The following is a 25,691-nucleotide window of genomic DNA, read 5'->3' as shown; positions in this document are numbered from 1 at the left end:
TGAGGCTGTCTTTATCCTTTTTATTCGTCTACATGATCGTCACCAGACGAATCGTGGGTCGGATGGGCATCGGGATACTCGCGTGAAATGCCTGCGTGAAGCTCCCGGTTTTCGTAGGTAAATTGATTATGCGGCCGCTGGTCTTCTCGCCATGGGCTACTCTTGCCGAGAGATTCGGTTTCCAGGCTGCTTCCGTAGGGCCCCTCCGGAAATTCCTCCGCGGTCAGGTCGTTGCGCTGGGATTCGACGGTTTTCAGATCGGTATATTTCTTTTGAGGGGCTTCCTCTATAAAGCCGTCTCGATTACGGTCGATCGAAGCCATTTGTTGTCACCTCCTTGGGACTGGGTGATAAACTGTTGATTTAATTTTCCCCTTATCATGGATTATTATCCAAAACCTGCTTGATTTTGTAGGTTCTCCATGATATGATCGAATTAATTTCAAACGTCAATGAGGAAGCACCTCTCTTACTTACCGTAGGAGGGTGCTTTTTTGCGTTTGAAAATCATGAAGTTCAGGAGGGGAGCCCATTGAATCTGATGTTTATGAACAGTCTGGAAAAGGCGACGGAGGAGGGAAGAGTCCGGACGGCTCAGGTATCCATCGTTGAAAATCAAGGCGTATGGGTCGTGATGTGGAATGAAATCAAGGAGGACGGGCGGTCGGAGCAGGAGACCTGGTACGAGGGCTTGCATTGGGATGAGATGATGTCCTCCTTTCGGGAGGGGGTATTTATGAAACAGTGTGGAGGCTTTAAACCCCTGCTTGAGATGAGCGTAAGTGAGGTTGACGGACTGGATGGACGCGCCGCGTTTGTTCAGATGCTGCATTTTTACAGCGAGAAGCATTCGAATGAGGAGCTTTATGAGGCGCTGCGCCAATGGCGATGGAAGCAGGCGTCGCGCGAGAGCAAAGCGCAGTTCATCGTTGCTACGAACCGTTTGCTCAAACTGATCAGCACCTTCGTTCCCCAAACGGAAGAAGAACTGCTGCAGCTTCCCGGATTTGGACGAACCAAATTGTCCATGTACGGCGCAGAGATTCTTGCATTGACTGCAAAACTCCCGCAAAACGGCTTGTTTCCGTTAACGTGGGTGGAGGAAAAAGTCGACCCCATGGAATTCAATGCCTGGCTGATGGAAGAGAAGGAACGTAAGCGGAAGGCGGAGGCGGACAAGCAGGAGATCAAACGGAAGCTGCTTGAGGCGATTTCCCGGGGCGAGCAGCTCGACAAGCTGATGGAGCAGACCAAGGTGCAGCGCAGGAATCTGCTCCTATGGATCGAGGAACTGGATCGCGACGGTTACGATTTAGAAAGCTATATCGAGCAGCTGCTCGAGCCGATTCCCGCAGCGGAACGGGAACGGGCTTGGCGGGCGTTCCAACAGCAGGGCGACCGTTATCTGAAGCCGATTCTGCAAGCCGTCTACAAGGAGGAAGAGCTCTCGGCCAAGGATGCGGACCGCATCTACGAATGGCTGCGCCTGCTGCGAATGAAATTTCGTCGTGCGAACGCGATGAAATCCGTTGAGGCAAGCTGATGCCGCAAAGAGCTCTGGAAACCACAAAAGACTGGCGATTAGAGCCAGTCTTTTTTGCGGAATAAAATGAACATGGATACACCGACAATGACCATAAACACGACGGTTGCGATTCCCCCATAATGGGAGTGAAGACCCGGGATATACTCGAAGTTCATTCCGTAGATCCCCGTGATGAATGTCAGCGGCATGAAGATGGTCGTGAGCGCGGTGAATATGCGCATAATATCGTTCGCGCGGCTCGCCAGGCTGGATTGGTAAGCTTCCCGCAAGTTGCCCATCAAATCCCGAAGCGTATCGAATGTTTCAGAAATTTTGACGGCATTTTCGTAGATGTCGCCAAAATATTTTTTGAGCGGCTCGCTGATCAGCCTCAGTTCTTTTTTATGAAGCGTGAAAAGCACTTCCTTTTGCGGGACGAGCACTTTCCTGAGCCATAGAATCTCGCCTCGCAGCCCGATAATTTCATTCAGGTGAGACTTCTTCGTATGCATCAAAATATCTTCTTCGAGCTTTTCGATCTTCGCATCGATCCGGTCGCCGACAATCGTGTAATTGTCCACGATCAAATCCATGAGATGATACAAAAATTGGTCGGGGGAAGTGACCTTTTCTTCCCAGAGAACCGGCTTTACAGCACGGATTTCATTGATTTTCTGTCTTGTGATCGTGATGATGTAATGCTTGCCCAAAAAGATGTTCAAGGCGCGAAGGAAAATTTCTTCATCGTCAAAACGGATGCTGTTAACCACAATGAAATAATGCGTATCATAAAGCTCGATTTTCGGCCGCTGCTCTTCTTCCGTAAGCATGTCTTCCACGGCCAATTCATGAAGATGAAATAAAGGCTGTAAAATATCCAAATCCTCCGGCTCGGCATCAATCCAGTAAAAGCCGTGCTGAGGCGGATAAGCGGTCTGAGTAATGTCTTCAACAAGTGTAAAAATGCCATCCTGCACTAAACGTGCCTTCATAGGTTCCACCCCTTTTGCTTGTACCCGAGTGGAACGCACGGTCGGCGTCAGCCGTTCCGGGCAGCGAGGCGGTCATTTCCGGAATAGAACGTCAAGCCTGCCTTCTACCGTCTGGTGCAAGAATCCGACGAACGGCTGCGACCGGGTTCCAACGAGTTATTCTGTTGTTTGAACGTAAGATGTTTACCCCTCGGGTCTCCGTCCATTCGAATACTGCACCCCTTTTTTGCATGAATTGTCGAATACTTGTCTAGTATAACTCCTCATATTCGAGAAGACAATCCATAATGTATAGAAAAAATGCACCTTACCACATACTATGAATGCGTGTATCTTTTGGTGCCGCGGAGTCCATCCGGAAAGCGTACAATTCGTTCGATGGCGTGAGGCATGTGCTTGACGATCGCCGAGTTTTCGTATACATTATTATTATCCAAATTCAACTGAATAGATTCGGTTTCACACTCTTATCAAGAGCAGGTGGAGGGACTAGCCCTATGATACCCGGCAACCGACAGTTCTTTGCATAACAAAGACTGCACGGTGCTAAATCTTGCGGAAGCTGTAGCGGCTTCTGAGAGATGAGAGAGGACGATGTTACAAACAAAGGCCTTTCTCGTGCGTGCGAAGAAGGCTTTTTTATTTTGCCTGCTGCGAGCGTGAGAGTGCAAGGAACATACGAATCCTACAATGAAAAGGAGTGATTCCGATGCCTATCAAGGTTCCAGATAATCTGCCTGCCAAAGAAATATTGATCAACGAGAATATTTTTGTCATGGACGAAAGTGTGGCATATCGTCAAGATATCCGGCCGCTTCGCATTGCCATTGTGAATTTGATGCCGACCAAAGAGACGACGGAAACGCAGCTGCTGCGGCTGATCGGAAACACTCCGCTGCAGGTCGAATTCACACTGCTGCACCCCAAAACACACAGGTCCAAAAATACATCACCCGAGCATTTGGAACAGTTTTACAAAACGTTCGAAGATGTAAAGCATGAACGGTTCGACGGCATGATCATCACCGGGGCTCCAGTGGAACAAATGGATTTTGAAGACGTCAACTACTGGGATGAGATCAAGCAAATCATGGAATGGAGCAAAACGCATGTCACCTCCACCATGCATATTTGCTGGGCGGCGCAAGCCGGGCTGTATCATCACTTCGGCGTCCCGAAATATCCGTTGGAGGAAAAGATGTTTGGCGTGTTCCCGCATACCATCACAAGGTCCAATGTCAAACTGCTTCGCGGCTTCGACGAGTTGTATCTGGTGCCCCAATCCCGCCATACGGAGGTGCGCCGGGAGGACATTTTGAAGGTGCCGGAGCTTGAAATTCTTTCCGAGTCGGAGGAGGCGGGCGTATATATCGTCGCTACCCATGACGGTAAGCAAATTTTTGTTACCGGACATTCGGAATATGATGCGTGTTCACTCAAAATGGAGTATGACCGCGATATCAATAGAGGGTTAAACATTGCCATCCCGAAAAATTATTACCCGAACGACGATCCCAGCAAGCCGCCGCTTAACACTTGGAGGGCGCATGCCAATCTGTTGTTCTCCAATTGGCTCAATTATTATGTGTACCAAGAGACACCGTTTGATCTGCACAAGGGGGAATTCGTAAGATGAGTAACAGCAAAGAGGAAAATCAGCGATGGAGAATCGAAAGCCGGCTGGCTCAAATCGGTTCTCAGGAGGAGCCGGTGACCGGAGCGGTCAGCTTTCCGATTTATCAATCCACGGCGTTTCGTCATCCGAAGCTTGGGCAAAGCACCGGATTCGATTATGCACGTACGAAGAGTCCGACGCGCAAGGTGCTTGAAGATGCAATCGCCGAGCTGGAATCCGGAGATGCGGGGTTTGCCTGCAGCTCCGGAATGGCGGCGCTGCAGACGATTTTCGCTTTGTTCAGTCAAGGGGATCATTTGATCGTTTCGCTTGATTTGTACGGCGGTACATACCGTCTCCTTGAACGTATCATGTCACGCTTCGGAGTGACGGCCACTTATGTGGATACGAACAATTTAGATGAGCTGGAAGCCAATATCAAGCCGAACACAAAAGCGATTCTGATCGAGACGCCGACGAATCCGCTCATGATGATTACGGATCTGGAGCTTGTGTGTTCCTGGGCCAAAAAGAAAGGCATTCTTTCGATCGTTGACAACACGCTGCTGACGCCTTTCTTCCAGCGGCCGATCGAGCTTGGCGCAGACATCGTCATTCACAGCGCGACCAAATATCTCGGGGGCCATAACGATGTCCTTGCCGGACTGATCGTGACTAAGGGCAAGGAGCTGTCGGAGCAGATGGCCTTCCTGCACAATTCCATCGGCGCGGTGCTGAATCCGCAGGACAGCTGGCTGTTAATGCGGGGAATGAAGACGCTGGCCATCCGTATGGAGCGCCATCAAGCCAACGCGCTGGCCGTGGCCTCGTTCCTGAAATCCCATCCGCAGGTGGAAGCGGTGTATTATCCGGCGCTTCCGGACCATCCGGGTCATGATATTCAGAACAAGCAGTCCTCGGGCAACAGCGGTATTTTTTCTTTCAAATTGAAAGATGCCCGCTACGTCGAGCCGATTCTGCGGCATATCAAGCTGATTGCGTTCGCGGAAAGCTTGGGCGGGGTCGAATCGTTAATGACGTATCCGGCCGTCCAAACGCATGCGGACATTCCCGAGGAAATCCGCCGCAGGATTGGCGTGGATGACAAGCTGCTGCGCTATTCCGTCGGGATAGAACACGTTGACGATTTGATTGCGGATTTGTCCCGGGCTATTGACTTGGCCCGTCAGGAGATCGAGGAAAATCAGCCGCTGACGTTAGGATAAACGATAAATGCAGCCGGTGGCCTTGGCAGGCGTCACCGGTTTTTCTTTGGATCATGTCTGAAGGACCATCCTATTCACTGAGAATAACTCCGGATAACCTGAACAATTTGTTGAATTTTTGACCGTTTGAAGGCCCTTGGTCCGAAATGACGGTCTTTTTGTATAGCGGGTAGCGTGTGATTTATGATACGATGAATAGGGTAAAGGAGATGAATGCGATGAGTTCCATCGACCGGATATTGGAGCATGCGCTGGCCGGGAATCGGATTAGCCTGGAAGATTGCATCACGCTCTATGAATCGGATGAAATTGAAAAAATGGGCCATGCCGCTAACCAGATTATGCTGAAGCACCACCCGGAACCGATTACGACCTTTGTGATCGGGCGGAATGTGAACTATACCAATATTTGTGATGTGTACTGCCGGTTTTGCGCCTTCTACCGGGCCCCGGGCTCTAAAGAAGGGTACGTGCTTCCGGATGATGTCATTTTCCAAAAAATCCAGGAAACGATAGATGTCAACGGGACGGAAATCCTGATGCAGGGAGGAACGAATCCGGACCTTCCTTTCACGTACTATACGAATTTGCTGCGTGAGATTAAGAAGAGGTTCCCGCAAATTACGATGCATTCCTTCTCTCCTGCGGAGATCATGAAGATGAAGGAAGTATCGAACGGCCTTACGCTGGAAGAGGTCGTCCGCGCGCTTCACGAGGCGGGACTTGATTCGCTTCCGGGCGGCGGCGCGGAAATATTGGATGATCGGACGCGGCGCAAGATCAGCCGTCTGAAGGGCTCCTGGCGCGACTGGATGGATGTCATGCAGACAGCCCACCGGGTCGGGATGCATACGACGGGTACGATGGTGATCGGCTTCGGCGAGTCCATAGAAGAGAGAGCGCTGCATCTGCTCCGCATTCGCGACGCTCAAGATGAATGTATAGCCAACGGCTGGAATTCACCGGGCTTTCTGGCCTTTATTTCATGGACCTTCCAGCCGGAGAATACGAATATGAAGGCCGAGAAGCTGGGGGCGGAGGATTATCTCAAAAATGTGGCGATCAGCCGCATCATGCTGGATAACATTCCGAACTTCCAATCTTCATGGGTAACGATGGGACCGGAAGTAGGCAAGCTGTCCCTGCATTACGGCTGCAACGATTTCGGTTCGACGATGATCGAGGAGAATGTCGTATCCGCCGCAGGAACCACGCATAAGGTGAACATCAGCTCGACGCTGCAGATTATTCGTGAAGCGGGCAAGATTCCGGCTCAGCGCAATACGAAGTACGAAATTTTGCGCGTGTTTGACGACGCTTCGGTGTCTGTGGACAAGGACTTTGTTATGCAAAATTAATATGCAAAAAAGACGCTTGCCTCTGTGGAGCCAGGCGTCTTTTTTCATAGATGGGATCAGCCAAGCCAATGGAACTGGCGGCTTGGCGCTGTTTCGTCGGGAGGAGGAAAAAGGGAGGGATCGGGCAGCAGCAGCTCCGGCGTCAGGGTGGCGGTAAAGGCGGCATCCGCTGCTGCGCCGTTGGCGATCTCCACCTCGGTGCCTTTGGGAACCAGGGGATAGATGGCCGTAATATCGCTGTTGGTTAGCCGGATGCATCCCAGCGATTGATTTTGACCAATCGACTCTTTATCGAAGGTTCCATGGATGGCAAGCTGTCCCATACCGAGCGCTGCGGCCCCGTATACCCCGGGATGGATGCCTTGCGGGTCCAGAACCCTCTCGGAGATGAAGAAACGGCCTTCCGGAGTAAGGTTGTCCCTGCCCACTCCGACGGGGGCTTCCGCAAGGATAAGCGGGCCGGCCGCAAGCCGTAAAGCATGGGCGGACGGATCGACGGTCAGCTTCACGGGAACATAAGGGAAGGCTGTACCCTTTATGGTGTTGGGATAAAACATAGCGGACGGTTCCTCTGCCGTTGGATCGTACACCCAGCCGCCGCTGCGATCAAAAACGGTTCGGACATTCGCCGAACCGGATTCCGTTTCTATAGGGAGGAAGCTTAAATAATTATTAGGGTAATCTTTAAGCAGCAAACCGATGGAGGCGGGAGGGCTCCCGTGATCCTCCTGATAAGCAAGGAGAGCCGTCCGGACCAGGTTGGCGCCCGCGGCAGTATGAAGCTGCTGCAGTTCGGTATTCAGAAAACGGATTTTTACGGCCGTATCGATGGCCGGGTTATAATCCGCTACGACAAAGGCTTTGCTTTTAGTCGTCTCGTCGGTTAGCGGCATCGCTTTATTGTCGGCGACCGTCACGGGTGAAGCCATACCGTAAATGCGAATGGCGTGCGTCGGATAAGTTTCCGACAGCTGCAATGCTTTGGTGTGCAGCGCTTTTTCGACTTGCTCGCGAGGGAAACCGTATGGGAAATGCATGATAAACGGCGTCTCCACGCTTTCATAGGTGACTTCTTTGCCGATGGACCATGGGATGACTACGGATACCGCTTTGGATACGGACCCGGGCCCGTAAAGTGCCGCAAGCAGAAGGAAATTCAATAACAACAGCACGATGATAAGCGTTTTCAAAAACAAGGGAATGAAAGGTCGCGTCCTCGTGCCGGAAGAAGAAGCGATGTCTCCGGCATGGTGGGGAGTTGACGGATTCAATGGTTGAGTATCCAACCTGCGAATGGCTGTGTATGCAGGATAATAGTATGGGGAAGGGTGCGTCTTCATCGCTTCCTTGTAATGAAAAAGGGCTTTGCCGGTATCTCCTGCATGCTCGAATTGCTGTCCTAACCGATAATGCGCTTCAGGCGAATGAGGATCGAGGTAGCGGAGGACTTTTTCGTGATAGTTCGGGTCGCTGCGGTTCACGTAAACATTTTTGTGAAGGTGAACCAGATTGTCTGCTGCCGGGGGTTTATACCGATCGCGATTATGCCGCATATCTGTCCTCCTGTTCATCACAACGTTATGATACATATAGTATCATATTTATTCTGAATTTAATATAAGAACATATTTAATATACGCAACGTATCAATAAAAAATGATATTCCGGGCGATGGCGCCATGTTTTTTTATGTATCGGCTTGAGAAATACACCATAATTGTGTGTAAATCTCATTTATTCCTATACTTAGGCCGGCGGATATTTGTATATATGCGAATGTCCTACCATATACTTAAAAAAGAAAGTAAGGCCTCAAAGGAGTGAGTGGGGATGAAGCTGTTTACAGTGACCTTGACCAAACGTACGGATGAGCAAGCAGATCGGCTGTATCGACTGCTTCAATCCTCCTGCGGGATCCTACATCATAAGGAGCACATCCATATCGCCCTGGACCGGCGGAATGGCTTGCATCGAATAGAAGTCAGCGGAGTGCCGCCCGGATTTCGGTTGAAGGAAGACGGCATTCGAGTTTATAAAGCAGCGGCGGATGTCCTTGCGGATTATGTACTGGAGGAAGAGGAGCGGGAACTGCTGCTCAAGATCATTAAACAGGACTTTAACTATAAGCAGGATGACGAAGTGGAAGGCATCTTGGCCTTTTGCAGGCAGGTGCTGTACGGTGAAGGCGAATGGGGCGAAGGAGCCGGTCAAACGGAGGCTTATTTAAGAAGAAAACAAAAAATTATATCGGAGTTTTACGAATATCTCGAGGTGTATACGGAGTTCGACCTGAACGGATTTTTGCGGTTTCGGCTTCATGCCTACAAGGATGAGCTGCGGGATGTGGTGGAATACGCGATCGACGAATTTGTGATGGACCGGCAGTATCAGGAATTCATCTCCCTGCTGCAGTATTTTGTCTATATCCAGGAGGCGAAAATACCGTTCGTGCATCTGATTCATAAGGGGGGCAGTGATTTTTTGCTGCTTAACGAACAGATGGAAAGCATGGAAACCCCGGAAATGGATGCGGTCGTTACTGTAGAGATGCTTGAGAGGGAAATCAATTTTGAAGATATGATCATCAGTACTTTAATTACCGTTTCTCCCCAGCAAATCTATATTCACACCCGGGAACCGGAGCTGCAGGTGATCAAAACGATCAAGCAAATTTTTGAAAACCGGGTGGAATTGTGCGGGTACTGCAGGTTGTGTCATAATCTTGACCGGGGAGCGGCAGCTGAATATAATAAAGGTTAAGGCTATGATCAAAGACATGAACGATTGAAGTGCTGCCCAGAGAGAGGGGACTTGGCTGAAATCCCCTTCAGTGAACGACAATGGTTTACCCCTTTGTAGCCGTGATGTGGAACGACGACCGTATCGGCGGAGCGACCGTCAGCAGGCGTTCAGTATATGTCACCGGATCATTCACGTTATCGAATGTTTTGAGGATTCGCAAGCTGGCGTCCTGTCAGGAATCGGCTTTCGAATCGAATTAGGGTGGAACCACGAGCCAAGCGCACTCGTCCCTTACGGGATGAAGCGCTTTTTTATTTTGAAAAGGGACTTAGAATCGGAGGTACAGGAGTATGGCAGTAAAAGTAAGTTTTCCGGATGGCGCAGTAAGGGAGTTTGAACGGGGGACCACGGTAGAGGACGTTGCGGGCTCGATCAGCCCGGGCTTGAAAAAGAACGCTGTGGTGGGCAAAATCAATGGCAAGCTGGTGGATTTGAATACGCCGATTGAAGCGGATGCCGCGCTTCAAATCGTGACCCTGGACAGCGAGGAAGGACTGGAAGTATACCGTCACAGTACGGCGCACTTGATGGCGCAGGCGATCAAACGCCTGTACGGCGAGAAGAACGTCAAGCTCGGGATCGGCCCGGTCATCGAGGACGGCTTCTACTATGATATCGATATGGAGACCTCGCTGACGCCGGAGGATCTTGGGAAGATCGAAAAGGAAATGGAGCGGATCACTCAGGAGAATTTGCCGATTCGCCGCCGCGAAGTGAGCCGGGAAGAAGCGGTTCGCATCTTCACCGAGCTGGAGGATCCTTTGAAGCTCGAACTGATCCGTGATCTGCCGGAGGACTCCGTAATTACGATTTACGATCAGGGCGAGTTCTTCGATCTATGCCGCGGCCCTCATCTTCCTTCCACCGGACGGATCAAAGCGTTCAAGCTGCTGAGCGTAGCGGGCGCTTACTGGAGAGGCGACTCCAAAAACAAAATGCTGCAGCGCATTTACGGTACGGCTTTCCCGAAAAAAGCGGAGCTGGACGAGCATCTGCATCTGCTGGAGGAAGCCAAAAAACGCGATCACCGCAAGCTGGGCAAAGAGCTGAAAATGTTCACTTTCTCCAGCGAGGTCGGACAAGGACTGCCTCTGTGGCTTCCGCACGGGGCAAAATTGCGCCGCACGATGGAGCGCTACATCGTCGATTTGGAGGAACGGTTGGGGTATCAGCACGTCTACACACCAGTGCTCGCTAACGTCGAGCTTTACAAAACGAGCGGCCATTGGGAGCACTACAGTGAGGACATGTTCCCCAAGATGACGATGGATAACGAAGAACTGGTGCTGCGTCCCATGAACTGTCCGCACCATATGATGGTGTACAAAAGTGACATGCGCAGCTATCGCGATTTGCCTGTACGGATCGCCGAGCTGGGTACGATGCATCGTTATGAAATGTCCGGAGCGCTGACCGGTCTTCACCGTGTCCGGGCGATGACACTGAACGATGCACATATTTTCTGCCGTCCGGATCAGATTAAAGAGGAGTTTGCCCGTGTTGTGAACCTGATTCGTCAGGTATATGAGGATTTTGGGATTAAGGAATACCGGTTCCGCTTGTCTTACCGCGATCCTAAGGATACGGAGAAGTATTTCCAAAACGACGAGATGTGGGAGATGTCGCAGCGCATGCTGCGTGAGGTTGTGGAGGAGCTGGGCCTTCCGTTCTTTGAAGCAGAGGGCGAGGCGGCCTTCTACGGTCCGAAGCTTGACGTGCAGATCAAAACCGCTCTTAAGAAGGAAGAGACGCTGTCTACTGCCCAGCTCGACTTCCTGCTGCCGGAGCGTTTCCAGCTGGAGTACGTCGGCGCCGATGGCCAGAAGCACCGTCCGGTTGTTATTCACCGCGGCATTATTTCGACGATGGAGCGCATGACGGCCTTCCTGCTTGAGAATTTTGCAGGCGCATTGCCGACCTGGCTGTGTCCGGTGCAGGCGAAAGTCCTTCCGGTATCCGGCAATTTCGAGGCTTATGCCAAGGAAGTGGAAGAGAAGCTGAAGCTCGCAGGTATTCGTGTGGAGGCCGATTTGCGGAACGAGAAGCTCGGCTACAAAATTCGTGAAGCGCAATTGGAAAAAATCCCCTACATGCTTGTAGTCGGCGAGAACGAGGTCCAATCGGGCAGCGTGTCGGTACGCAAGCGGGGACAAGGCGATTTGGGCGCTCAAAGCCTGGAGAGCGTCATTGCGATGATCGAAGAAGACATCCGTTCAAAGCAAGTGTAAACAAATCTCCTTCTTCTAACGCTTATTGAATTGGAAAATCTGCACTTGTAAATAGCGGGACCGTCAGGCGGATAAGCCTGGCGGTTTTTTGCGAAAAAAGGGTAGTCTTGGCATGAAAGGAAAAATTTATTAAATCAGATTGTTTATATGTTTTCCAATTATTCTTTTTTATCGACAAGATCGAATAAGCGGCTGTGTATAACTTTGTCCACATTACCCACCGCATAAATAACAGTTATTAGAAGGTTATTAACATGATACACACAGGTTGTTCACATGATTTTGTGGATAACAGAACGCTTGTTCTAATATTAACCGCATGCTAATATGATGGTAGATTACAGAATAAGGTGATAGTTATTATGAAACTTATCAGTGATGAGATGTTGGTCGAGTCCTATTTCAAAGCTATTGAGTTGCAGTTAGAGGATGAATTTGTTGCGTTGTTGTTGGATGAAATTAGACACAGGCAAATCAACCTAGATTACTACAGAGCGGGTGAAGCCCAGGTCAGCTGACCGGGCTTTTTTTTCTTTTTCAGGTGATTTAAGAGACGGGCTGCAATGGAGTATAAAAAACAGAAAATACCCAAAATAAAAACGGACCGTGGAGTCCGTTTTTTGTAGAGCCTAAATGTAAACCCGTGCTTAGAGCTTCATGTTCGAGCTGTGACCCGGGGAAAGCTTGGCTGAAGGATCGATATATACTTTGGCGTTGTTGATCGCCGTTGGCGCTTCGCCGAAACCGACGGCGATCAATTTCAGCTTGCCAGGGTAAGTGGTGATGTCGCCGGCAGCGAAAATGCCGGGAATGTTCGTTTCCATCCGGGAATCGACGACGATCGAGCCGTTGTCGATCTCAAGTCCCCATTCCGCGATCGGACCGAGAGTGGAGACGAAACCATAATTAATAATAACAGCATCCACATCTACAACGGTTTCTTCACCTGTTTTGATGTGCTTGAGCGTGACTTTTTCGATCTGGCTGTTTCCGTGCAGGGCGGTGATTTCCGTTGGAGTAACCACTTCGACCTTGGACTTCATCAGGTTTTCTACACTGTGCTCATGGGCGCGGAATTTATCGCGGCGGTGAACCAAGGTCACCTTCTCGGCGATAGGCTCCAGCATCAGCGCCCAGTCTACAGCGGAATCTCCGCCGCCGCTAATGAGCACCTTTTGTCCTTTAAACCGGTTAAGATCGCTTACGAAATAATGCAGGTTTTTCTTTTCGTATTGTGCCGCTTCCGGAAGTTCCAGTCTTCTCGGTTCAAACGCGCCGACGCCCCCGGTAATGATGACCGCTTTGGAATGATGGGTTCCTTTGTCCGTAGTCACTTCGAACAGCCGCTCGTCTTTTTTCTCCACCTTCAGCACTTTTTCTTCCAGGCATACTTCGATCGGAAAATGCTTCATTTGGGTATACAGATTGTTGACCAGCTCTTGTGCCGTCACTTTGGGAAATCCGGCCACATCATAAATATATTTCTCCGGATAGAGCGCGGCCAATTGTCCTCCAAGCTGCGGCATACTTTCAATCAATTTTACGGAAGCCTGCCGCATTCCTCCATAAAAAGCGGCGAACATACCTGCAGGGCCACCGCCGACAATAATCACGTCGCTGATTTGGTTACTCATGAAAAAATAACACCTCCGAAATTCAATCCTTTTTATTATAAACGTACGTCCAGTAGTATGAAAATAAAAAATCCCCTTTTCAATGAGTGATTTAATTGATTAGCCCGATAAAGTTTTTGTATAGCTTTCGACATTTTTTGCGTGTCTTACTGGCGTATGCCCCATTATTCTGCTGATTTTCCTACTATTTTATCCAAAATAGGGCTTGCTATTTAAGTCATAAAATTATATTATTTTTGTGAATTGGTTAAAACTGTTGTACTACGTATGCTTTAAACGTTCATACTTTCATTTTCCGACGGAAAAAGTAAGGATGGAAGCTATTTTCGGTATAACTTGTGTATTTTTTCACAAGCGCTATGATAGACATATACAACGCAAATGCGGGATGGAAGGGATAAAGCCATGAGTCGAATTCCGAGAATAGTCATTTTAGGCGCAGGGTATGGAGGCATTGTAACGGCTATTCGCTTACAAAAAGAGTTGAATTATAATGAGGCGGATGTCACATTGGTAAACAAGCATGATTACCATTACATCACAACTCATCTGCACATGCCGGCCGCAGGGACGGACAATCCCGAGAATGCAAGAGTGAATATTTTGAAGCTCATCGATGAGTTTAAAATTGACTTTGTGAAATCCACGGTCGTTCAGATTCGTCCGCAGGAGAAGAAGGTCATTCTTGAAGAAGGAACGCTCTCGTACGACTATTTGGTCATCGGTCTAGGCGGCGAACCGGAAACGTTCGGGATTCCGGGTTTGAAGGAATATGCAATGAACATTCGCTCGATCAACAGCGTGCGCCTCATTCGCGAGCATATCGAATACCAGTTCGCCAAGTTCAAGCGTGAACCTTCCCGTACCGATTACTTGACTTTTGTCATCGGCGGAGCAGGGTTTACGGGGATCGAATTTGTCGGCGAGCTGGCTGACCGCATACCTCAGCTGTGCAAGGAATTCGACGTGGATCCTTCCCTTGTTAAAATTTATAACGTTGAAGCGGCGCCGACTGCACTGCCGGGCTTTGATCCGGAGCTGGTCGAGTACGCGATGGAAGTTCTGCAGAAAAAAGGTGTGACGTTCAAAATCGCTACAGCGATCAAAGAATGCACGCCGGAAGGCGTCGTGCTGGCAACGGGCGAGGAAATCAAGTCCTCCACGGTCATTTGGACCGGCGGTATCCGCGGTAATCACCTGCTGGATGAAGCTGGTTTCGAAACGATGCGCGGCCGCATTAAAGTGGATGAGACGCTTCGTGCGCCAGGCTACGACCATGTGTACGTCCTGGGTGATTGCTCCATTGTAATGAATCCGGAAGGCCGTCCGTATCCGCCAACGGCGCAAATTTCGATGCAACAGGCCGAAGTGTGCGCAAGCAATCTGGTTGCTCAAATCCGCGGCTCCGAGCTGAAGAAATTTGAATACAAACCTAAAGGTACAGTGGCGTCCCTCGGCCGCGGCGAAGCGATCGGGATTGTCGGTTCAAAGAAAATTAAAGGCGGAATCGCCGCCATCATGAAGAAAATCATCGATTTGCGTTACCTGTACATCATCGGCGGAATTCCGCTGGTCATTAGGAAAGGAAAGTTTTAAATCGTGAGACACTGCAGCGTTCAAGTTCGGGGACTTCTGACGCGGGATGAGCTTGACCGGTACAATGCGCTGATGGACGTCGGCCATTATTTGGAATCGCAAGAGCGCTATGATCTGGTTCATACGGTACAGAAGGAAATCGATATTTTGATTCTTCCCGCCATCGAGCGGCTGAAAGAGAAGTCGCGGCAGCGCGACCGGGATACGGAAGAATACCTTCGCCGTAAAGAGCTTGAAAAAGAACTGGCGCGTTTGACAGCGGACGATGATGAAGATTGACCAATATAACCTTATCGCAGCCCGGTATGAGTTAGGAACCGTGCGCGATAAGGTTTTTTGTCGGCTGTATTCAGGAATGCCGGGCCTATAGCTTCAGCATCGCTTCCATTTTGTCTTTATCCAGCAGATTTCCGACATAAAATTCGCCGAACTCGCCGAAGCGTGCGCTCGTTTCGTCAAAACGCATTTCATAGACGATCTTCTTGAATTGAAGCGCGTCATCCGCAAACAGGGTAACTCCCCATTCCCAATCGTCCAAACCGATAGAGCCGCAGATAATTTGCTTGATTTTGCCTGCATAATTACGGCCGATCATGCCATGGTTCCGCATAAAGTTGCGGCGCTCTTCGGTAGACAGCATATACCAGTTGTCATTGCCTTCACGGCGCTTGTTCATCGGGTAGAAGCAGATATGTTTTGCTTTTGGAAGGATCGGTTTCAAACGGGCGAGAATTTCGGGATCCTGCATCGGGTCCGATCCGGGTTTGGCCATGTAGCCGCCAAGTTCTACAATTGAAACATAGGAATAGGTCGGTATTGTAACTTGAGCGAATAACGTTTTGTTAAACGCGGTTTCAAGCTCGTTCAGCTCTTCGAGCGTTTCGCGCAGGTGCATGAACACAAAATCGGCTTTTTGTCCGACGATGGAGTAAAAAGCGGTGCTTCCCTGCTTTTGGTCTTCCGTATTCTGGTACTGGCGCAGCAAGGTGTACAGCTCATCCTCTGCGCGGGCTCTCTCCTGGTCCGTCAGGCTCTTCCAGGCATTCCAGTCGATGGCGCGGAAATCGTGCAGGCAGTACCAGCCTTCCAATGTAGAAACGGCTTCACTCATGATATACAACTCCTTTATATTGGAACATTTATGATATAATTTTGAGGTTGCTTGTTTCATTGTAACGAAATCGGTAATAAAGGGCAAATGACAGACCGTGACAAAACAGCGAACGATTTGTGTCCAAATTCTCTGTTCAGTCACCGTTCACTTTACCGGGCACTCCTGTTTATTATAAAATAGAATGGAAAAGCCTGCGTTGTGTGCGAAAAGAAAGGGGTTGTCCGGATTGCTTCAATTAATTATCGTTACGATGCTGTTGTTCGTGCTTTTCTTCGGACTCGGTTTTATACTAAACATGCTGATGAAAACGACATGGTTTCCCATTTACGGATATATCGTACTGGTCATCGGGTTGGTCATTTATTGGGAATGGGGTACCGGTTCGCTTGGCGCGAACCTTGCAGAGTACTCGATTGTCGATTATATACCTGCGATCGGCGGATTAGCCGGCGCCATCGTCAGCGGCTCCACGATCAAATCTCTTCGGCAAAAAGGCTACAAAATGTTTTAAACTCCTTGATGTTTCTGATATTTTGTCGCTTTGATTTTCCTGCTTATCCCCCCTCAAGGCCCTGCCATTTTGGCGGGGCTTACGTTTTTTAAGGTGGTTTGGTGTGAAGCGGAGAGCCGTGTAACTGCCGGAGAGTTTACGTGCCGCCTTTGAAATCGGGTTCTAACTGCTACGTAAGTTAATAATAAGAAGAACCTGATTTCAAGAGCGGCCGGAGGCTGGTAACACGAGCTCGCAGCGGAACGCCGGCAGCCACCCTGGCACTTCAGCCACGCCATCCAGAGCAGAGCCTTCTTTTTCATCTACACATGTTGTCGATTCCTGTGGTAAAATGGAGAGTAAGACTCGCAACACGGATGGAGCTTTGAACGAATGCGAATAACGAATTTGCTGCATTTTTCCGAATATCACCGTTTCTATGTCGTACGGGATTTCGCGCTGAGCAGCCTGGATTACAAGATGCTGACCGCCGTCTACCAGCCTATGGTCGGGGCGTATGCCCTGAGCATATACCATACGCTGTTTCAGCAGCTGCCGGCCGACAAAACAGGCTGCTCCGAGGTGGAGCAGCAGCGCAAGCTGTTCTTGGCGCTGGAGCTGGAGGCGGGAGAGCGGGGCAGAAAGCTCTTTATTGAACAGACCTCGCGTCTCGAGGCGGTAGGGCTTCTGAAAACCTCCCGCCGGTTTGCGGCGGCTTCGGAGGACTATGTATATGAATATACGCTGTATGCGCCCCATACGCCGGCGGAATTTTTCCGCAACCAGCATTTGACGCTGCTGCTGCGGGATAAGGTCGGCAAGTATGCGGTCTTTGCGCTTCGGGACGAGCTGGTGCGGCCGGAGCCTGACGAACTGAAGAATGCCAATACGGAGAATTTATCCGTGCCCTTCTACGAGCTGTTCCGGCTCAACACACAGGTGGTCGATTATGAGCTGGAGCAGGCTTTCTTCGAATCCGCCGCGTCTGAACCTGCGGAAGGGAAGCCGGAAGTCACGTACAAGGGCTATCAATATGCCGACATCATCATGCATTTCCCGCGCGAATCCATAAACCGGGAGTACGTGGAGAGGCTCAAATACGAAACAGAGCAAATGGCAACCATTAATTTTGTGGCCAAAAAGTATAATTTACACCTGACGGACGTCTGCCGCTTACTGGATGAGGATGGCGTGTTTGATGAAGAGGGCCGGGTGGTGCTGGAACTGCTTCAGCATAAAGCGAATCAGATCTTCCGGGCGGATAAGAAACGAAGCGACGACCGTACCCGTTTGCTGGCCAAATTGACCGACAGGCAGGGTGAATTGAACCGCGGCAGCGAAGGCCCGGAATCGGGGGACAACATCGTCGAAATGGAATATTATCTGGACGTGCCCGATATTTTTCAAGGCGAATGCAACCAGCATCAGTATAATTACATTTTGCGTAATGAGCCCTATACGTTCCTGCTGGAGAAAATTTTTTCGAAGGGTTCGGTACCGGACGGTTTGCTCGATACGCTGGCAAAGGTCGATTTGAATTACGGCTTGCGTGAAGAAGTCATCAATGTGCTCATTCATTATATCTATGTAAATAAACGATCCTGGTCAAGGGCATCCATTGAATTCAGCGTGACGGATATGCTGGGGAAACAGGTGAACTCGTTCGAACAAGCGGTGCAATACATACGCGAGCAGATGAAATATACGGACAAGAAAGCGTCTCGCGATGCGCAAAGCCCAAGAGGCAGGGGCGCTGCAGCGGCAAGGGGAAGCCGGGCAGGAGGGCGCCAGAAGCCGGTTATCCCGATCGTCAAGGATGCGCCTAACGTCAAACGGTTAACGGAAGCTGAACGTGAGACGCTCCGCAGAAAAGCTCAGCAGCTGGACGGACAGCGGTAGGCTTTAGTCCGGTCAATGAATCGGAAACCATGGGGAGGTGAAGCCGGTGGAATCGTTAGGAGAGTTGCTGCGCGGCATGCAGGGACGACAGTTGTTAAAACAGGCGGATGAAAAGTTACAGCAGGTGGCAAAGGACCCGCTCATCGTGAAGCTGAGACAAAAATATCCGGAGCTTGATCTTCAGACGATGAAGCTGAATTTAAATAAGCTGCACCAATATGTGACGGAATATAACAACTGTTCCAATTGTCCGGGCCTGGACCGCTGTCCGAACGATTTTGAAGGTCATTACTCGATACTGACGGTGGAGGCGGCGGAAGATCGGATCCGCATCCACGATCAGAAGGTGGCCTGCAAAAAGTTTATCGCAAGGTCAACGCAAGAGGCGGTACGCAGCCGCATTCGCAGCTTCTATGTAGATGAGCGGGCGCTGTCGGAAGGTTATTCGTCATTGGAGATTTTGGGCAAGGACCCCGATCGTGAAGAAGCTGTCGGGCAGGTGATGGATTATATTTTCCAGGTGCGGGAAAACGGGCTGCAACCGAAGGGGCTTTACCTGGCAGGGGCGTTCGGAACAGGAAAAACCTTCTTAATGTGTTACCTGCTTTATGAGCTGGCCAAAGACGGATATACGGGAGCCATTGTGTACATGCCGGATTTTGCCGAGGATTTGAAGTCGATGTTCCAGGAACCGCTGAAGCTGAAGGAAACGATTGATGTGCTCAAGGAAACGGATCTGCTGGTATTTGACGACATCGGCGCGGAGAACCTGAATCCGTGGCTGCGCGACCATGTGATGGGAGCGATTCTCAATTACCGGATGAACCGCAAGCCGACGTTCTTTACCTCTAATCTGGATTTAACCTCTTTGGAGAAGCATTTCAGCTTCACCAGTAAGGATGGAGACGAGGAGTACAAGGGGCAGAGAATCATGGATCGCATCCGGCATTTTGTCGACGTGGTCATGGTGAATGGAACGAATAAACGGGGCTTGCAATAAGCGGCCGCTTATAAAAAAGGTAAAAAAGCCCTTCTCGCGTCATGCAGACGTCGAGAAGGGCTTTTGGCTTTGGGAAAACTAACTTGTCTAATGAGAAATTACTTCACCAAAACGGAGACAACGGTAGCCACTACCGCGATTCCGATAAGAACGATAAAGAATACGCCAAAGCCCATGGCCGTATCCATCAAATCGTCGCGTCCTTCTTCGTATACGTGCAGCTCCGGATGTTTCGGATCGTTCATGTCCCTTTCCTCCTTCGGCAATTAGCCGGGGTGCATATATAAAGACAGTATACCCAACTTTCGAAGGAATTGTAAAGAACGTGAAAGTGACAATTATGCAAACTTTAGCGCGGTTGAAAAAGGGCCGTGATGTGGTATACTTTACATGTTGGCATACCAAACCGAAAGGAGAATATATAAAATATGGCAATCGTAAATGTTACTGACCAATCCTTTACTAATGAAGTAGAAGGATCCGGTACGGTTCTAGTAGACTTCTGGGCTCCTTGGTGCGGTCCTTGCAAAATGATCGCTCCTGTACTTGAGGAGCTGGATAAAGAAATCGGCGACAGTGTAAAAATCGCCAAGGTGAACGTGGATGACAATCCGGAGTCCGCTTCCCGTTTTGGCGTTATGAGTATTCCTACGCTGATTGTGTTCAAGGACGGACAGCCGGTGGACAAGGTTGTCGGCTTCCAGTCCAAGGATGCCCTGAAAAACGTACTGAGCCGCTATCAATAAATTGGCAGCAGGCGAGTAAGGTGACGAAAAAGCTCTTTTTCTGCTATGCTGGAAAAAGAGCTTTTTGTTATGGAAAGGAGGAGCGCAGATGACCGAGCACGAAGGGGGAGCCCATCACCTACAGGAACGGAAGAAGACGCTGGAAGCCATCAAAAACAAGCTGTCGCTCGTACCGGAGCAGCCCGGCTGTTATTTGATGAAAAACCGGGAGGGCACCGTCATTTATGTCGGCAAAGCAAAAGTGCTGCGCAACCGGCTGCGATCCTATTTTACCGGCAGTCATACCGTGAAGACGCAGTTGATGGTCAATGAGGTCGTCGACTTCGAATACATTGTTACGGCCAGCAATGTGGAGGCGCTCATTCTTGAGGCCAACCTGATTAAAACGTATTTTCCGCGATATAACGTTCTGCTTAAGGACGACAAATCGTTTCCATATATTAAAATTACGAATGAAAAGCATCCGCGGCTTGAGGTGACCCGCCGGGTACTGAAGGATAAAGCCAAATATTTCGGACCCTACCCGAACGCCTTTGCGGCACAGGAGACGAAGAAGCTGCTGGACCGGTTGTACCCGCTGCGCAAATGCAAGACGCTTCCGGACCGGGTATGCTTGTATTACCATCTTGGCCAATGTATCGCCCCCTGCGAATATGAGGTGGAGCAGGATACGTATGACAAGATGGTCCAAGAGATCAGCCGTTTCTTAAACGGCGGACATCATGCCATCAAGGCGGAGCTGACTCGTAAAATGAACGAAGCTGCAGAGGAGCTGAACTTCGAGCGGGCAAAGGAACTCCGTGATCATATTCTGCAAATCGATGCCGTGATGGAAAAGCAGAAAATTACGACAACGGATACCGTGGACCGGGACATATTCGGGTTTGCCGTAGACAAAGGCTGGATGTGTGTGCAAATCCTGTACATGCGCCAAGGCAAGCTGATCGAACGCCACGCCTCTCTCTTTCCATATTATGGCGAGGCGGATGAAGACTTCCTCACTTTCGTGACGCAGTACTACAGCGAGAATCCGGCGCTGCCGAAGGAAGTCTTCCTGCCGGCGTGGGGAGCGGGGCAGAAGCAGGAAGAAGCAGGCGATCCTGCCGGGAAAGCGGAGCATAAGGCCGGCTTCTCCGATGCTGAATCGGAAGAACATGAAGTGGCGGCCAAAGTCGAAATCAAGGAGGCGCTTGAAAGCTGGCTGAGGGTAAAGGTGCATATTCCGCGCCGGGGCCTGAAGAAGAATATGGTGGATATGGCTTGCGAGAATGCCCGGGTTGCGCTTGAAGAAAAATTCCGTTTGATTGAACGGGATGAGGAGCGTACGGTCAAGGCGGTGGAGAACCTAGGCCGCTATTTGGGCACGGGCGTCGTACGGCGCATCGAGGCGTTCGATAACTCCAACATTCAAGGCTCGGACCCCGTATCGGCGATGGTTGTATTTACGGACGGCAAGCCGGACCGTAAGGAATACCGCAAGTACAAAATACGCACGGTAAAGGGACCGGACGACTATGAAACGATGCGCGAGGTAGTAAGGCGCCGCTATGAACGGGTGCTGAAGGAAGGTCTGCCGCTGCCGGATCTCGTTGTCATTGACGGCGGAAAGGGGCATATCGCTGCTGCGGTGGACGTGCTTGAGAACGAGCTCGGACTCTTTATACCCGTTTGCGGTTTGGTAAAAGACGCCAAGCACAAAACCGCGCAGCTGCTTATGGGCGATCCGGCCGAGGTTGTGCCCCTGCCGCGCGACAGCCAGGAATTTTATTTGCTTCAGCGCATCCAGGACGAAGTGCACCGATTCGCGATCACCTTCCACAGGGAAACGAGGGCCAAGTCGATGGTCGTTTCCCAGCTGGATGCCGTGCCCGGCGTTGGGGAGAAACGGCGGAAAGCGCTGCTGAGGCATTTCGGTTCCCTGAAAAAAATAAAAGAGGCCAAGCCTGAAGACTTTAAGCCTCTTGGTATCGGTCCAAAGCTGGCGGAGCAAATCATAACGGCGTTAAACGGCCGGAGCCAGGGTGCGGATTCGGATCCGGCGAAGGATTCGGCGGGGGAAACGACGGGGGCCGTCGATTGAATCCGGCGTGCAGCAGAGACAGCACCCGGCCGATAGCCAATGGCGCCGCCAAATAAGCCGCGCCGATAGCGACCTGTTCGGGCTCTCCGACGAACATGATCGAGAGCCCCATCAGGATGCTGTTCATGGACGCATGGGTGAACAGAGCGGTAAGCAAGCCATATTTCAAGAATACATAACCGAATATCAATCCGATGACCGTCACCTCGACCAATCGGGTGTACACCGGGTAAATAGGGTATTGGGTATGGCTCATCGCCCAAATGACGCTCGGCAGCAGTACGGCCAGGAAACGGCTGCGTGTCAGCTTCAGCATGAGGGCGATGCCCAACAGCCGGTACACCGCCTCTTCGGAGATGGAGGCCACCCAGGCCATCAACGGAAATAGACCGGGATAGGTCATGTTGTATACGGAGTCGGCCGGGTCGCTGACCGTCCATACGCCGAACACTTCGGTACCGATAAAAAACATGGTTTGCTGCAGGCCCAAAATGAACAAGCAAATGAAATAACCTCGTACCGCCGCTTTCCATACCTCGCCTCCGAATACAGAGTCCCGCCAAACCGGCCAGGGATTCCATCCGCGGTCGAGCCAGAGCCGCCGCCCCGCACTCAAGGCCAAATACGTCGAAAGGGCCATCAGTCCGACAACAATATTGGTGAACCATAAGTAAAACAGGGCTACTGGCCAGGAAGGTCCGCTTCCGTGCATCGTTCGGAACGCAGGGATCATATTAAAATTGTTGACGATATAAATCGCCACGAAGAAAAACGTGAGCAGCGCACCGCGCGCATAGCGGATGTCACGCCGCCGCCGCACAACTAGGATCAGCGCCGCGAGTGTCATCACAAGCGAGATTCCGATACTGATCCGCGTCATTAAAGCGGAACGGCGATCCTGCGCTTCCTGCCAGGCCATGAACGCATCCGGAACCGTAAATACCGGCACAAACGCAGTGACCCGGCTGCCGGACACTTTCAGGTGAAGCTCCAGCGGGGCTTCGCCTATTCGCTCCGTCTTGCTACGGAAGATGAGACTTCCGTTCCCGGCCCGCCCGGATTCGCCCGTCAATGCAAATTCCGCGGGGTCATAGCCCATCTCCCGAATGGCGGTATTCGCCGTCTTCAGGAGGCCGGCATCCGGAGAGCTTACGGATTCGCTTCTGGCGGTTGCGGTCCGGCTCATCGAGAATCCGAATATGGCCAAGGTTTTATAATTCACCGCCACATAGTACGTTGCGCCCTTTTCGATGTCGTTAATCTCCACCTCAAAATATTCGAGGGGAAATCGTCCTTCATATTTTTTCTTGTATTGATCGTACAGCTGCTCCTTTAGCAAATAGCCGTTTCTTACCGGGTAAGATTGGTACAAGGTATGGGCTTGTGCGCCTGGTCCTATCGCAAAGCGGTTGCGGACAAAGCTCATCGCAGCATTCGCCGCTTGCTGCTTTGTAACGACGGGAAGGTCTTCGGCATCGTCTTTAGGGAGGCGAGTCTTGTCCAAATAGGCGGAGGCAAACGTAACGCCCAGGTACAGCATCAGGCCAAGGACGGCCAGAAGCAGCAGTGGAGGTTCGAATCGTCGTTTCGGCATGAAATGCTCCTTAGCAGATATGGGATAATAACAGTCTATTCTTTTAAGGTAGCATACATTCCATAAGCAAATCCAATGATAACAAGAGCTACGTGAGGCAATATTCAGCAAAGCGAAGCGCCACACCTATAAAAACGCTTACATATGTCGTAATTTTGCGAAATCCGGTGCATTCAGGTGAAACAAGGCTTTGTACTTCAATGAAAAGAGGATTATAATTCATATCAATTGAATAGCGAGCCGAATTTCTAAAGGAAAACGGGGGAACCATGAGTTTAGGGGTGAATTCAGCGGATACAATCCGCTGATAGGGTGCCTGTACATCCGAATCCGACAGCTAACCTCGTAGGCTTGAATTACAGGAACCTTAAATTGACATTGGGTTTCCAGTGTCTTTTTTGTTGCCTGAAACGTCAAATAGGGGTGCATTCATGAAAACCATTGCCAGGAAAGTCGAGCTCACGCCTCCGCAAATTTTGGTCATCGGTTTTGCTGTTATGATCTTGATCGGCTCCATGCTGTTGTCGCTTCCCGCGGCCTCGGCCAGCGGTGTACCGATGCGTTTCCTGGATGCTTTATTCACGGCGACATCGGCAGCCTGTGTAACCGGACTTGTCGTTGTGGATACGGGCACTTATTTTACCCTGTTCGGCCAGATGGTTATCATGCTATTGATCCAGGTCGGCGGGCTCGGGTTTATGACCATGGCTACCTTATTCGCATTTGCCCTGAAAAAGCGCATCTCACTTAAAGAAAAGCTTATTTTGCAAGAAGCACTGAACCAGAACAGTCTTGAAGGCATTGTGCGGTTAATCCGTAAGGTGATGATTTATTCGCTCACGATTGAGTTTACGGCTGCCGTTATTTTCGCTGTTCGATGGTCGGTTGATTTGGGTCCCGGCAAAGCGGCTTATTATGGTATTTTTCATGCCGTCTCCTTCTTCAACAATGCCGGTTTCGATATTTTCGGGCCGGTAACGGGAAAATTCAGCAGCTTGACGGCTTATGCAGCTGATCCGGTGATCAACGCGGTTTCGATGGGACTCATCATTTTGGGTGGAATCGGTTTCGTCGTTCTGTCGGACCTCATGGATTATAGAAGGAACCAAAAGCTGACGCTTCATACCAAAGTGGTGCTAAGCGCTACCGGTTTTTTGATCGGAATCGGGGCGTTGATTATATTTATCTTCGAATTTACGAATTCCAGAACGCTTGGACCGCTCGACTGGTCCGGCAAAATACTCGCCTCACTGTTTCAATCCGTTACACCGCGGACAGCTGGAGCCAATACGCTTGATATTGCCGGGCTTAGGCAGGCGACGCAGTTTTTTATCATCATTCTGATGTTCATCGGTGCTTCTCCCGGCTCTACAGGCGGAGGGATCAAAACGACGACCTTTACCACGCTGGTTGGCGCGATGATCGCGATGGTCCGCGGGAAGGAAGACATTGTACTCTTCCGTCACCGGTTAGGCAAAGAAAGGATTCTGAAGGCCGTTACGATTACGATGGTCGCTTTGGCGCTGGTCGTCACGATCACGATGATTCTTTCTACAACGGAGGATCATGCGTTCCTGATGATTTTGTTTGAAGTGACATCGGCCTTTGGCACGGTTGGCTTGTCGATGGGGTTAACACCGGATTTGTCGGATCTCGGCAAGATCCTTATCGCGTTTACTATGTTTACCGGACGTCTGGGTCCGCTGACATTGGCTTATGCACTGGGTCCGAAGGCGGAGAAGGAATTGTACAGATATCCGGAAGGCAAAATTACGATTGGTTAGGGGAAACG

General features: G+C 50.4%; 22 protein-coding genes and 2 riboswitches. Of the genes, 15 read left to right on the top strand and 7 right to left on the bottom strand.

Annotation, left to right across the window (positions count from 1 at the left end):
* Positions 1 to 20: 20 nt before the first annotated feature.
* A complete protein-coding gene (locus IJ22_RS15110) occupies positions 21 to 323 on the bottom strand; it encodes a hypothetical protein (RefSeq protein WP_054819375.1) in 303 nt (100 codons plus the stop codon).
* Positions 324 to 541: 218 nt separating this feature from the next.
* On the opposite strand from IJ22_RS15110, the gene IJ22_RS15105 reads away from it, so the two are divergent.
* Positions 542 to 1,543, top strand: a complete 1,002-nt coding sequence (locus tag IJ22_RS15105) for an HRDC domain-containing protein (RefSeq protein WP_235594352.1) — start codon at positions 542 to 544, stop codon at positions 1,541 to 1,543.
* A gap of 38 nt (positions 1,544 to 1,581) precedes the next feature.
* Here the strand turns inward: IJ22_RS15105 and corA are convergent, their stop codons facing one another.
* Positions 1,582 to 2,517: a magnesium/cobalt transporter CorA gene (gene corA, locus IJ22_RS15100; RefSeq protein ID WP_062409412.1), complete on the bottom strand. Its 936-nt coding sequence runs from the start codon at positions 2,515 to 2,517 to the stop codon at positions 1,582 to 1,584.
* 464 nt (positions 2,518 to 2,981) lie between these two features.
* Positions 2,982 to 3,105: riboswitch (SAM riboswitch) on the top strand.
* 121 nt (positions 3,106 to 3,226) lie between these two features.
* Between corA and metA the strand changes: the two genes are divergently transcribed.
* The 3 genes from metA to mqnC all read left to right on the top strand — a co-directional run bounded on the left by metA (position 3,227) and on the right by mqnC (position 6,716).
* Complete coding sequence (gene metA, locus IJ22_RS15095; protein ID WP_054819377.1) at positions 3,227 to 4,153, top strand: homoserine O-acetyltransferase MetA; 927 nt, start codon at positions 3,227 to 3,229, stop codon at positions 4,151 to 4,153.
* Positions 4,150 to 5,358 (top strand): aminotransferase class I/II-fold pyridoxal phosphate-dependent enzyme, encoded by a 1,209-nt coding sequence (locus tag IJ22_RS15090; protein WP_062409411.1) that lies wholly within the window; start codon positions 4,150 to 4,152, stop codon positions 5,356 to 5,358. Before metA ends, IJ22_RS15090 begins: the two co-directional genes overlap by 4 nt.
* A 218-nt stretch (positions 5,359 to 5,576) precedes the next feature.
* Positions 5,577 to 6,716 carry a cyclic dehypoxanthinyl futalosine synthase gene (gene mqnC, locus IJ22_RS15085; protein ID WP_062409410.1) on the top strand — a complete coding sequence of 380 codons (1,140 nt, stop codon included), beginning with the start codon at positions 5,577 to 5,579 and terminating at the stop codon, positions 6,714 to 6,716.
* 56 nt (positions 6,717 to 6,772) lie between these two features.
* On the opposite strand, the gene IJ22_RS15080 is transcribed toward mqnC, so the two are convergent.
* Positions 6,773 to 8,269: a L,D-transpeptidase family protein gene (locus tag IJ22_RS15080; protein ID WP_062409409.1), complete on the bottom strand. Its 1,497-nt coding sequence runs from the start codon at positions 8,267 to 8,269 to the stop codon at positions 6,773 to 6,775.
* 277 nt (positions 8,270 to 8,546) lie between these two features.
* On the opposite strand from IJ22_RS15080, the gene ytxC reads away from it, so the two are divergent.
* From ytxC to sda, 3 genes are all read left to right on the top strand, one after another.
* Positions 8,547 to 9,476 carry a putative sporulation protein YtxC gene (gene ytxC, locus IJ22_RS15075; protein ID WP_062409408.1) on the top strand — a complete coding sequence of 310 codons (930 nt, stop codon included), beginning with the start codon at positions 8,547 to 8,549 and terminating at the stop codon, positions 9,474 to 9,476.
* A gap of 332 nt (positions 9,477 to 9,808) precedes the next feature.
* The gene (thrS, locus tag IJ22_RS15070; RefSeq protein ID WP_062409407.1) at positions 9,809 to 11,746 is read left to right on the top strand and encodes a threonine--tRNA ligase; all 1,938 of its coding nucleotides are present in this window, start codon (positions 9,809 to 9,811) and stop codon (positions 11,744 to 11,746) included.
* Positions 11,747 to 12,108: 362 nt separating this feature from the next.
* A complete protein-coding gene (gene sda, locus IJ22_RS15065) occupies positions 12,109 to 12,264 on the top strand; it encodes a sporulation histidine kinase inhibitor Sda (RefSeq protein WP_054819381.1) in 156 nt (51 codons plus the stop codon).
* Between the two features lie 129 nt (positions 12,265 to 12,393).
* Here sda and IJ22_RS15060 read toward each other — a convergent pair whose 3' ends face one another.
* Positions 12,394 to 13,380, bottom strand: coding sequence for an NAD(P)/FAD-dependent oxidoreductase (locus IJ22_RS15060; protein WP_062409406.1), 987 nt, complete (start codon positions 13,378 to 13,380; stop codon positions 12,394 to 12,396).
* 405 nt (positions 13,381 to 13,785) lie between these two features.
* Here IJ22_RS15060 and IJ22_RS15055 point away from each other — a divergent pair, with 405 nt between their 5' ends.
* Both IJ22_RS15055 and IJ22_RS15050 read left to right on the top strand, forming a co-directional pair.
* Positions 13,786 to 14,976, top strand: coding sequence for an NAD(P)/FAD-dependent oxidoreductase (locus IJ22_RS15055; RefSeq protein WP_062409405.1), 1,191 nt, complete (start codon positions 13,786 to 13,788; stop codon positions 14,974 to 14,976).
* Between the two features lie 3 nt (positions 14,977 to 14,979).
* Positions 14,980 to 15,255 (top strand): hypothetical protein, encoded by a 276-nt coding sequence (locus tag IJ22_RS15050; RefSeq protein WP_054819382.1) that lies wholly within the window; start codon positions 14,980 to 14,982, stop codon positions 15,253 to 15,255.
* A gap of 85 nt (positions 15,256 to 15,340) precedes the next feature.
* Here the strand turns inward: IJ22_RS15050 and hemQ are convergent, their stop codons facing one another.
* Positions 15,341 to 16,087, bottom strand: a complete 747-nt coding sequence (hemQ, locus tag IJ22_RS15045; protein ID WP_054819383.1) for a hydrogen peroxide-dependent heme synthase — start codon at positions 16,085 to 16,087, stop codon at positions 15,341 to 15,343.
* Positions 16,088 to 16,316: 229 nt separating this feature from the next.
* Here hemQ and IJ22_RS15040 point away from each other — a divergent pair, with 229 nt between their 5' ends.
* The 3 genes from IJ22_RS15040 (at position 16,317) to dnaI (ending at position 19,479) form a co-directional block, all read left to right on the top strand.
* Entirely contained in the window at positions 16,317 to 16,601 is a 285-nt protein-coding gene (locus IJ22_RS15040) for a YuiB family protein (protein ID WP_054819389.1), read from the top strand.
* Positions 16,602 to 16,973: 372 nt separating this feature from the next.
* Positions 16,974 to 18,479: a replication initiation and membrane attachment family protein gene (locus tag IJ22_RS15035; RefSeq protein ID WP_062409404.1), complete on the top strand. Its 1,506-nt coding sequence runs from the start codon at positions 16,974 to 16,976 to the stop codon at positions 18,477 to 18,479.
* A 46-nt stretch (positions 18,480 to 18,525) separates the two neighbouring features.
* Positions 18,526 to 19,479 (top strand): primosomal protein DnaI, encoded by a 954-nt coding sequence (dnaI, locus tag IJ22_RS15030; protein ID WP_062409403.1) that lies wholly within the window; start codon positions 18,526 to 18,528, stop codon positions 19,477 to 19,479.
* Positions 19,480 to 19,577: 98 nt separating this feature from the next.
* Here dnaI and IJ22_RS26085 read toward each other — a convergent pair whose 3' ends face one another.
* Positions 19,578 to 19,724, bottom strand: coding sequence for a YqzM family protein (locus tag IJ22_RS26085; protein ID WP_137670599.1), 147 nt, complete (start codon positions 19,722 to 19,724; stop codon positions 19,578 to 19,580).
* A 183-nt stretch (positions 19,725 to 19,907) separates the two neighbouring features.
* On the opposite strand from IJ22_RS26085, the gene trxA reads away from it, so the two are divergent.
* Both trxA and uvrC read left to right on the top strand, forming a co-directional pair.
* Complete coding sequence (gene trxA / locus IJ22_RS15025; RefSeq protein WP_054819385.1) at positions 19,908 to 20,225, top strand: thioredoxin; 318 nt, start codon at positions 19,908 to 19,910, stop codon at positions 20,223 to 20,225.
* An 88-nt stretch (positions 20,226 to 20,313) separates the two neighbouring features.
* Complete coding sequence (uvrC, locus tag IJ22_RS15020) at positions 20,314 to 22,305, top strand: excinuclease ABC subunit UvrC (protein WP_062409402.1); 1,992 nt, start codon at positions 20,314 to 20,316, stop codon at positions 22,303 to 22,305.
* Here the strand turns inward: uvrC and IJ22_RS15015 are convergent.
* Positions 22,217 to 23,899 (bottom strand): CPBP family intramembrane glutamic endopeptidase, encoded by a 1,683-nt coding sequence (locus IJ22_RS15015; protein ID WP_062409401.1) that lies wholly within the window; start codon positions 23,897 to 23,899, stop codon positions 22,217 to 22,219. The genes uvrC and IJ22_RS15015 overlap by 89 nt on opposite strands.
* A 228-nt stretch (positions 23,900 to 24,127) precedes the next feature.
* A riboswitch (cyclic di-AMP (ydaO/yuaA leader) is annotated at positions 24,128 to 24,266 on the top strand.
* A gap of 64 nt (positions 24,267 to 24,330) precedes the next feature.
* Between IJ22_RS15015 and IJ22_RS15010 the strand changes: the two genes are divergently transcribed.
* The gene (locus tag IJ22_RS15010; protein ID WP_062409400.1) at positions 24,331 to 25,683 is read left to right on the top strand and encodes a TrkH family potassium uptake protein; all 1,353 of its coding nucleotides are present in this window, start codon (positions 24,331 to 24,333) and stop codon (positions 25,681 to 25,683) included.
* Positions 25,684 to 25,691: the final 8 nt, after the last annotated feature.

It is taken from the genome of Paenibacillus naphthalenovorans, assembly GCF_001465255.1.
GTDB classification, from domain to species: Bacteria; Bacillota; Bacilli; order Paenibacillales; family NBRC-103111; genus Paenibacillus_G; species Paenibacillus_G naphthalenovorans.
This window is presented reverse-complemented; position numbering and strand designations above follow the sequence as displayed.